Below are 8,736 nucleotides of genomic sequence, written 5' to 3' on the forward strand. Positions count from 1 at the left end.
TTATCAGCGTTCGCATTTGCTGCTAGTCACATAATAGCAGCTGGTGATTTTCAGGCGTTTTGGATATATGCTATTCCTGGTGCTTTGTATGCCTTAATCTATCGTTTTAGCAAAAATATCTATTTTTCAACACTAGCTCATATACTATGGAACGGCTTTGTTTACTTTGATTTGATAAATATAGCGGTTAAGTAAATATGATGTTTTCATCTAAGCTAGAAATAATTTGGATGTTTTTTTGATAATAGATGTTAAGAAATGGATTATATTATTTCCTAAAGTTGTCAACAAAATCCAAAACAATGGTTTTGTTTCAAAGTTTAGTTATAACAAACGGTATTTAAAAATGAAAAATTTAAAATCTTTAATCATTCTATTCATAATATATAGAGTTTCAGTATTGACTGTAAAAGTCGTTTCAGAAGTGTATCCCTTAACCGTATGGTTTAGAGAATTATTAATTTTATCAACGACAATTGTTGGATCAATTTGCTATTATAAATATATAGAAAAGGTAAAGAAATGAAAAAATTATCAAAAAAAGAAATTAGTATATCGCAATTGGAGGCAATTTCCGTAGGAAAAGTTTGTTCAATAGCAGCCCCTAGTTGTTGGATTTGGCCAACAACAAAGCAAATAGCTGGACTGATAAAAAATTCGCTTAAGAAGCCAGCTCCTAAATGTTTTCCAAAGAGTGCTTCGAATCCAGCACCGCCCGTTTTTTGTCCTTGATTAATTTTATAAGGCATGACAGAGCTCACATTAATATTTTAAGAAGAAAATCAATATTTTCATGACTGGGCGAAAGACAAGTCTCGTTTCTGGTGCTCTCTCTGTGACCATTCTCAGCAAACACAACTGTTTAGGTATTTAGAAAAATTTTTGATCAAAAAAGTAAAATAGCCTTATTTTCTGATGTACAGGAGGATTTCTGTTGACATCTAATAAATTTGGAGCAATGCTTTGTGCTCAAACTGGAGTAGTCGTCCAACCAGGAGTAATTTTAGGATGTGCTGGGGCTGGAGGAGTTCTTGGGGTAATGTTTCCTAGCTAAACAGAAAATTATAATACTTATGAAGGAAAATATGGATAAACTAAAACGTCTTCTTCGATGTGGATTTGTGTTGTGCTTGGTTATTGATTTGATAGTCTTTTATTTATTTTTTTAAACGATTGTTGATGACACGAGTGATTTAACAGTTTATTTCTTGTTATTGACAACTTTACATATATTAGTTGTTGTATGGGCTTATGTTATGTTAAAACGTTATAAAGCAAACTATGGCTTTTTCAATCAACAAAAGAAAATAGCTCTTTTAGGGGCAATTACCTCAGCTCTAGTAATTGTTCCTCTTTTTATCTTAGGAGAGGATGCTATACCAATGGCAATGCTGTTAATAAATAGTGTTATATTCCTTCTATATCCAAATCAAAATCGTTATATTGTACCAATAAAATAGATTAGGGACAATGTCCAGATTGGTTAGATAGGTCTCATATAATCTTTCATAAGTGGAAAATTACGGTGAATCAGGATGACTATGAATGAGTTATCTTGATTTTTTTAGTTTAAACAATTGGACTGACCACAAAATAATCTTTTTCTTACCATTCACAACATTAAACCGACCGTTTAGGATTTATAGGATTGGTTTGGTTAAAGATATGATAGACTTGGTATAACTAAAATTTGGAGGATGCTATCATGGGAAAATTAAAATGGTTTTCAGGTGGAAAAGAGCGAAAAGTGGATGCTTCATTTCTTATTGAAGAGTTACTAATTGATTTGAAAGATGATTCAAATAAGAAGCCACTAGAAGAAGTACTGGTGCATTTTAAAGAAGAACTTAAACTTGGGAAGGCATCAACGCCGTTTATCTTAAGTCGTTTCAATCTTGCTGTTTCTAAGGTGATTAAGGATAATCGGATTTCGTTGACAGATAGTCAGGCAGAAACACTTAAGAAAATCCGAGATTTATCGCACATTCGCTACGGTTTCTAGTAGCGGACTTGACGTATGAAAGGGAAGCAACCAGACATCTAATCAACTGAACAGGTAATGTAACGTAATGGTCCAATCTTTTTTGTGAGAGGATTTTGCTGTCATTTTGACAGCGCTGTGATAGGGTGCCTTAGGGGTACCGTTTGGGACTGATAAACGACCGTTTAGGATTTTATTTGAACAATATTAGCGACAGATGATATACTTATTGCGAAGACTTGTATTTAGGGGATTTAGTAATGATAAATAATCGAGAACAATTGTTAACAAAAGCTTATAATCTCATTTTAGACCCAACAGTCAGTCAAGATGAAAGAGATAGTTTAGTGGCCTTTAAGGCTGATTTGGAGCAAGGTTCAGATGACAGTCGTAGTGTTATAAAGCTTGCAGAATCGTTGCGCCAGTTATCCGTGAAAGGTCTGAAAAACGGGGAAAAATTGTCTCCAAATGTGGCGACATTTTATCGAGAAATTGCTTATGATGGTGAAAAAAAGTCCAACCTTGCTAGAGGATTGATGAGTATTGGTATGTGGGGACTTGGTAAATAATTGGGAGGTTTCAGATGACAGTTTTATATCGCAATGAACCTGTTGTGGTTTGGCAAGTTAATCGTATTGCACCTTATCCAGACTGGGTTCAAGAAGCATTTGATAAAAATATTATGGTCTGGGTTGATGACCATGTGAGAATTCTAATGGCTGCCTTACAACCTTCTGCCCTTGAAAATGCTAAAACAGGCGCTGTTGGAACAATGGCAGGTGGATTTGGTGGCTATGGGATGTATGTCTTAGCTTATCCAGGAGATTATCTTGATGTCAGTAATCATCGGGTGGTTTCGGAAAAAACGTTTCAAAAAGAATACGATATTGTTTAAAGATGAGGTAATAATGGTTAGCAAATTAAAATCGGAATTAACAACTGAGTTGATGACAGTCTTGAGTGATTATCAGGTGAAGAGGAATAGTGACTTAAAGTCATTATTTGACAAAGGTGTCGTTGCACTAGATGAAGCCAAAACAGATCGTGAGGTAGTGACCCTTGCGGCGCAATTAAGTCAGTCACTGTCCATTTATCTAATGAGTCATCGTTATGAGGCACCCAAGTCGGTTGTTGATTTTGGGGTATGGTTGAGTAAATATCCCAGCCTTAAACGTGGGCAACTAGCTCATCCCAGTCATTAGCGGGTCCACTGTAATATCACCTTCATCTCTGGAATGAAGTCGCAGTCTATGAAGGAAGAAAAAATGTCACATCGGACAAAAGAAGTGTTATGTGCTATAGCTATTAACAGTTTGATTACTTTGATTTTGGGTTACTGTTTTGAACAAAGTCTTTGGCGAATCCTGTTTATGGAATTTATCATGCTCTTTTTGAATATGATTATTTTTTTGGTTTGCCTGCCAACTCGAGGTGAAAAACTAGCATTAAAAGAAGAAGTAATCATGTTTGGTCATTATTTGACCCAGAGTAAGTGGGCATTTATAGCTCTAATCATTTTGACGATCGTCTATGCATTGATATCACCAGAATGGTCCTTCAGTATTTATTTTCTAAGCCATTATGCATTGTTGTTTATCAATTTTGGAGTAATCAGAAGTCTCATGAATGTTCCCCTTAAATTTGATTACGACCGTGATGACGATTATCAAGAAGGGGAGTAGTCGTTGTTTTGCCGTGCTTGGTCTGCAACCTAGCGCTTTTGTTGCTATGGTTAGTTAATGGTATGAGAATTGAAAAAACGGTCTAGAAAGTAATTCTTTCTGATCTGGAAAAATTAGGTATCATGCGAGCTTCTAGTAACAATCGGAAAAATGCTTATTCTTTAATGCTTTCTTTCCAAGTTCGGAGCGAAACAGTCTACTTTTGAAATGATTGGATTCAAAAAAAGTCTTATTGAGTTATTTCAGATAGCAATGAAAGGGCTCGTTTGTCTGCTAGCAGGATTGTCTAGCTAAGATAATTAGGAGCTTTAGACGCAGGTTATGGTTGAGCTTAACTAGCACAGTGGAGTTAAGTTAGGCTTAATCAATCTTTTTTCTTGATAATATAACTAATTAGTAATAAAATAATGCTAAAATCAAAAATAGAGGTAAACTGAATGACCATTGAACTAGGCATCACAACTTTCGGAGAGACAACACCATTGGAAAAAACAGGAGAATTGTTAAGTCATAGTCAGCGTATTCGCAATCTTATCGAAGAAATAGAACTGGCTGATAAAGTAGGTTTGGACGTCTATGCTATTGGGGAACATCACCGTGAAGATTTTGCAGTTTCTGCACCAGAAATTGTTTTAGCAGCCGGTGCAGTCAATACTAAGAAAATTCGCTTGTCAAGTGCAGTGACGATTTTATCATCTAATGACCCTATCCGTGTCTATCAGCAGTTTGCGACCATTGATGCTATATCAAATGGCCGTGCGGAGATTATGGCAGGGCGTGGTTCCTTTATCGAGTCTTTCCCTTTGTTTGGTTATGATTTGCGTGATTACGATGAGTTATTTGATGAAAAACTAGACATGCTTCTTCAGATTCGTGACAATACCAACTTGACCTGGTCAGGTAAACATACTCAATCCGTTGATAATAAGCCAGTATATCCCCGTGCAACACAAGAAGATTTTCCCGTTTGGGTAGCAACAGGTGGGAATCTTGATTCTACCGTCAAAATTGCAGAAAAAGGTTTACCAATCGCTTATGCGACAATTGGTGGCAATCTTAAAGCCTTTGGGCAGCTAGCAGCTATTTACCGCGAGATTGGCAGTCGACATGGACATGATTTAAGTCAGATGAAAGTTGCTGCGCACTCTTGGGGATGGCTTGAAAAAGATAACCAATCAGCCATTGATAACTATTATTATCCAACTAAAACAGAAACAGATAATATCGGAAAAGACCGTCCTCACTGGTCATCAATGACCTATGAGAGCTATCTGCAACAAGTCGGTCCTGACGGGGCGATGTTTGTGGGGGATCCAGAACATGTGGCAGCAAAAATCATCGGTTTAATTGAAGCGCTTGAACTTGACCGTTTTATGCTTCATTTGCCGATTGGCTCTATGCCACACGAAGATGTATTAGAAGCTATTCGTCTGTATGGAGAAGAAGTAGCTCCCATTGTTAGAGATTACTTTAAAGAGCGTTAAGTACAAAAAATATTAGCTCTCTCACTCATTAGTGAGGGAGCTAGTGTTTTTTATTATGGCTTTAAGTCAGCTTTTTCGGAGATAAAAACAAGAAAACCGCCAATTTGAGCTGGCGGCTGATAGCTTTTGAATTTTTAGTTATTTTTCGAAGCTTTTCGGATGTTTTGAATGATGATCATCACAATGGAGAGACCAACATGATAGGAAGTGTTAGGCCTAAACCGAATACCGGTCCAAAGGGAAAATCATCGGGGTTTAACCAAGCATATAGAAACATCAACACCAGACAAACAATAGCAACCGCAATGGAAAAGTACAAAACTTTTTTAGCCATAATGAACCTCCTTAGTCAATTCTTGATAGACAATAAGACAAAAACTCAACCGTAAGCTACTTCAGAAGACATAAAGGAAGATGTTATTTGGATTGAAGTGTTAGAATACCTAAAACGATATGTCTCCAAAATAGTGATTTAATCAAGTTTAGGTTGAGAAATATTTCATTTTTAAGTTTGCTGATGTGTCATTTTTGGGAATTAATGACCTTACAGATGTTTATACATCTTAGCTGTCAAATCTAAGAACCGTTCAATTAATTGATTGTGTTCTACGATAAGATCATAGAGCAAATCTTCACTTAAAATATCAGCTTTTAGCTGAGCTTTATCGTGCTGCTCAATGGCTTGGTACCATTCTTCACTACCATAGAAATGTCTTAGGATAAGATAGTCAGAGTAGTGGTCTTCAAATGCTTTTAGACTAGTGGATAGGGATTCAATGAGTCGTTTCATGTCATGATATTTATCTTCCAGCAATTGGAAGTTTTGGTCAGCATTTGTAATCATTTGAATTTACTTTCTTTAAAAACTCAACTTTATTTGCTTAGTTGGTGGTAGGGTTGGATTGTGACCGATTGTCCAATACTGCTGGCAAAAATCCAATCTTCAGAGGCTAGTTGGGCAAAATGTTCAGCACGACCTGTTAAAATAGCACCTTTAAAAGTGGCTTTATCGATATTTTTATTATTTTTGAGATAATCTTTAGCATCTGTTTCTAGGTTGAAATGAGAAGAAGACTTACCTTCAGTTGTTGTACCGTAAGTTTTCGCAAATATACCATCTTTGATTGCCTTGTTTAAGTTAGTGCTAAAGAAGTTTAGATCTTCTTGCGATAAGGAATTATTGGCAAATAGACCGAGTTGATCGGAAGGCGGCAAAGTAGAAACGTCAAAATTGCTAGATGTTCCGATCCAGAGCCAGTTAAGCATGAGGTTTTTAGGAAGTTTCTGAGCTAATTCTTTATACGTATAGGGCTTATCAAAGGTGATAGCCACCTCAATTGCCTGTCCTTGCATGTCCTTAGCTATATCTATTTCTTTAGCAACCTTATGGTTTTTACCCTCACTCCTAAAGTTAGTGTTATAAAACATTGGGGATTTGTAATTTTCTTTCATGGTATAAGCAGGACTGCCATCCGATTCTTGAAAAATCCAGTCTGCCTCAGTTGTATCACCATTACGCCACATAGAATAGTTGGCCTCGTAAGTCTCATAAGGGACGGTAATACCATTAATATTTTTAAAACGATCAGAGGTGAAGTTTCCAGTAGTTGTGGAGGTTGGGTTAAAATACCAACTTTTATATTGCACATTTGGATAGGCGATTTGGGAACGAAGGAGATAGTCATCTTTAACACGATTGCCGTGGTAACTGGTCAATTCAGTCATCCCTTTTGCAATCACGACACCTAATGCTAAGGCCCCGATAATACTGAGAGTAACCGTTTTCCAAAGTTGTTTACGTTTGCTCTTTTTAGCAATTGTTTCAAAGTCCATTGAAGTCTTCATAATAATATCCTTCCATTTCTAATTGTTGTTTTAGTTTTCGACGGCCTCGCATGAGGGTTACTTTAACCTTGCTCTCGGAGAGAGATAAGATATGGCAAATTTCTTTAATAGAGAAATCTTGAAAATAAAAGAGGTCGATAATGATACGATACTGTTCAGGTAAGGTTATCATAGCCTCATACAGGGGATTAAAATCACTGGGATTTTTCTCGATAACATTTTCGGTTTTAAAAAATTCTTTTTGTAAGATATCTAGATAATTCTGATGACGTCGAAAGCGATCGATATATTTTCTGACAGCTACTCGATACATCCAAGCTCTGACTTTCTCATGTGATAATATAAGATCACTTTCTAGCATCTGCACTAAAACGTCTTGGGTGACATCTTTAGCATCTTCTATGGCTACACCAGATTTTGTTAAATAAAAGACGATTTCATTAGCAAATCCGACAATTTCTGCTTCATAAGCGTCAAGCTTGATGGTTCTCACCTCCTTCTTTCACTAATATAACGAATGAGAATAAAAAAGGTTACACTTGGATTTTTATTGATAAGTAAATGTTTTATGTTAGACCTGGTTTTAGCCAGTTTATTGTTAGATTTTTGGAGGGATACAATAGTCTTCCTTCAATCTTCGGTCTCAATGACGTCCCAAATTATAGACTATTTCAGAAGTTTTCTTTCACGAATACAGATTATTAATATCATTTTATATGATAAAGTCTTTCTATACCAGTTATTTCAATGTTTTTAAACTATATATTTTTTAGTTTAAAAATATAGTTTTAATTTGTTATACTAGAGGTATCATTATCAAAAGGAGAAATGTCATGACACAAATTCCAAAAGTAAGGCTTAGAGACGGACGAGAAGTGCCTGTTATCAAGTTTGGCACTGTACATATCAAAGGGCAAGTCGGTAAACTGGCAATTATGGAAGCTATCAACAATGGCTATCGTTCCATCGATACTTCGACCAATTATCACAACGAAGGGATTGTTGGTCAAGCTATTCGTGAATCTGGGATTCCACGTTCTGAATTCGTGATAACATCTAAATTACCAGGTATGTTTCATCAGTATGATGATGCTCTGATGAGTATTCAAGAGCAGTTGGCTCGCCTTGGACTGACTTATCTGGATGAGTATATCATTCATTGGCCCAATCCTAAGGATGGTCTTTATGTGGAGGCTTGGCAAGCGCTTGTTGACGCACAGAAACTTGGTTTGGTTAAGACCATCGGGGTTTCGAATTTTGAAAAAGAACATTTGGATAAAATCATTGAAGCAACAGGTGTCGTACCAGCTGTTAATCAGATTGAAATGTCACCCTACTTTAATAATGAACACCTTCATGCCTACCATCAAGAATTGGGGATTCACTCCGAAGCTTGGAGTCCGACAGGGCGCCACATTAGTAATGTCAAGGAAGATGGAGCTTTGGAAACCTTAGCCAAAAAATATGGCAAATCAACGACGCAGGTCATTTTACGTTGGAACTATCAGCGCGGTGTTATTAATGTTGTTAAAGCATCCCAGTCAACACATCAACGTGAGAATGCAGCTATTTTTGATTTTGAACTCAGTGATGAAGATATGACAACTATTTTTTCTCTCGACAAGGGTGAAGCAGGTCGTGTTGAAGGGCAAAATCCCCATGACTATCATGAATATGATTAAAAGCTAGGCTTGGAATTTTTCACAGTCTCGCTATCAGAATGGCGGTATACCTGCTATTCTAG

The 8,736-nt window shown here is 36.5% G+C and carries 14 protein-coding genes; 9 read left to right on the forward strand and 5 right to left on the reverse strand.

Going from position 1 to position 8,736, the window contains the following annotated elements:
- Nucleotides 1–195, forward strand: a 195-nt coding sequence (locus tag ACMZ6U_RS07815) for a type II CAAX prenyl endopeptidase Rce1 family protein (RefSeq protein WP_416107682.1), incomplete at its 5' end; no start/stop codon positions are given.
- Between the two features lie 251 nt (nucleotides 196–446).
- Here the strand turns inward: ACMZ6U_RS07815 and ACMZ6U_RS07820 are convergent.
- Nucleotides 447–749 (reverse strand): hypothetical protein, encoded by a 303-nt coding sequence (locus tag ACMZ6U_RS07820; RefSeq protein ID WP_160544349.1) that lies wholly within the window; start codon nucleotides 747–749, stop codon nucleotides 447–449.
- Between the two features lie 507 nt (nucleotides 750–1,256).
- On the opposite strand from ACMZ6U_RS07820, the gene ACMZ6U_RS07825 reads away from it, so the two are divergent.
- The 7 genes from ACMZ6U_RS07825 to ACMZ6U_RS07855 all read left to right on the forward strand — a co-directional run bounded on the left by ACMZ6U_RS07825 (nucleotide 1,257) and on the right by ACMZ6U_RS07855 (nucleotide 5,147).
- Nucleotides 1,257–1,460, forward strand: coding sequence for a hypothetical protein (locus ACMZ6U_RS07825; RefSeq protein ID WP_416107684.1), 204 nt, complete (start codon nucleotides 1,257–1,259; stop codon nucleotides 1,458–1,460).
- 245 nt (nucleotides 1,461–1,705) lie between these two features.
- Nucleotides 1,706–2,002 (forward strand): bacteriocin immunity protein, encoded by a 297-nt coding sequence (locus ACMZ6U_RS07830; RefSeq protein ID WP_416107686.1) that lies wholly within the window; start codon nucleotides 1,706–1,708, stop codon nucleotides 2,000–2,002.
- A 239-nt stretch (nucleotides 2,003–2,241) separates the two neighbouring features.
- Nucleotides 2,242–2,550: a bacteriocin immunity protein gene (locus ACMZ6U_RS07835; protein ID WP_416107688.1), complete on the forward strand. Its 309-nt coding sequence runs from the start codon at nucleotides 2,242–2,244 to the stop codon at nucleotides 2,548–2,550.
- Nucleotides 2,551–2,564: 14 nt separating this feature from the next.
- Complete coding sequence (locus ACMZ6U_RS07840) at nucleotides 2,565–2,876, forward strand: role in replication (protein WP_416107690.1); 312 nt, start codon at nucleotides 2,565–2,567, stop codon at nucleotides 2,874–2,876.
- A 13-nt stretch (nucleotides 2,877–2,889) separates the two neighbouring features.
- Complete coding sequence (locus ACMZ6U_RS07845; RefSeq protein ID WP_416107691.1) at nucleotides 2,890–3,183, forward strand: bacteriocin immunity protein; 294 nt, start codon at nucleotides 2,890–2,892, stop codon at nucleotides 3,181–3,183.
- A gap of 63 nt (nucleotides 3,184–3,246) precedes the next feature.
- Nucleotides 3,247–3,663, forward strand: a complete 417-nt coding sequence (locus ACMZ6U_RS07850; protein WP_416107693.1) for a hypothetical protein — start codon at nucleotides 3,247–3,249, stop codon at nucleotides 3,661–3,663.
- Between the two features lie 437 nt (nucleotides 3,664–4,100).
- The gene (locus ACMZ6U_RS07855; RefSeq protein WP_416107695.1) at nucleotides 4,101–5,147 is read left to right on the forward strand and encodes an LLM class flavin-dependent oxidoreductase; all 1,047 of its coding nucleotides are present in this window, start codon (nucleotides 4,101–4,103) and stop codon (nucleotides 5,145–5,147) included.
- A 178-nt stretch (nucleotides 5,148–5,325) separates the two neighbouring features.
- On the opposite strand, the gene ACMZ6U_RS07860 is transcribed toward ACMZ6U_RS07855, so the two are convergent.
- The 4 genes from ACMZ6U_RS07860 to ACMZ6U_RS07875 all read right to left on the reverse strand — a co-directional run bounded on the left by ACMZ6U_RS07860 (nucleotide 5,326) and on the right by ACMZ6U_RS07875 (nucleotide 7,485).
- Nucleotides 5,326–5,481, reverse strand: coding sequence for a hypothetical protein (locus ACMZ6U_RS07860; protein WP_416107697.1), 156 nt, complete (start codon nucleotides 5,479–5,481; stop codon nucleotides 5,326–5,328).
- 210 nt (nucleotides 5,482–5,691) lie between these two features.
- A complete protein-coding gene (locus tag ACMZ6U_RS07865) occupies nucleotides 5,692–5,991 on the reverse strand; it encodes a DUF4298 domain-containing protein (protein WP_416107699.1) in 300 nt (99 codons plus the stop codon).
- Nucleotides 5,992–6,020: 29 nt separating this feature from the next.
- Nucleotides 6,021–6,992, reverse strand: coding sequence for an anti sigma factor C-terminal domain-containing protein (locus tag ACMZ6U_RS07870; RefSeq protein ID WP_416107701.1), 972 nt, complete (start codon nucleotides 6,990–6,992; stop codon nucleotides 6,021–6,023).
- Nucleotides 6,970–7,485 (reverse strand): RNA polymerase sigma factor, encoded by a 516-nt coding sequence (locus ACMZ6U_RS07875; protein WP_416107703.1) that lies wholly within the window; start codon nucleotides 7,483–7,485, stop codon nucleotides 6,970–6,972. The genes ACMZ6U_RS07870 and ACMZ6U_RS07875 overlap by 23 nt, the downstream gene beginning before the upstream one ends.
- 340 nt (nucleotides 7,486–7,825) lie before the next feature.
- Between ACMZ6U_RS07875 and ACMZ6U_RS07880 the strand changes: the two genes are divergently transcribed.
- The gene (locus ACMZ6U_RS07880) at nucleotides 7,826–8,674 is read left to right on the forward strand and encodes an aldo/keto reductase (protein ID WP_416107705.1); all 849 of its coding nucleotides are present in this window, start codon (nucleotides 7,826–7,828) and stop codon (nucleotides 8,672–8,674) included.
- Nucleotides 8,675–8,736: the final 62 nt, after the last annotated feature.

This window comes from Streptococcus pluranimalium, assembly GCF_047785745.1.
Classification (GTDB): Bacteria; Bacillota; Bacilli; order Lactobacillales; family Streptococcaceae; genus Streptococcus; species Streptococcus pluranimalium_B.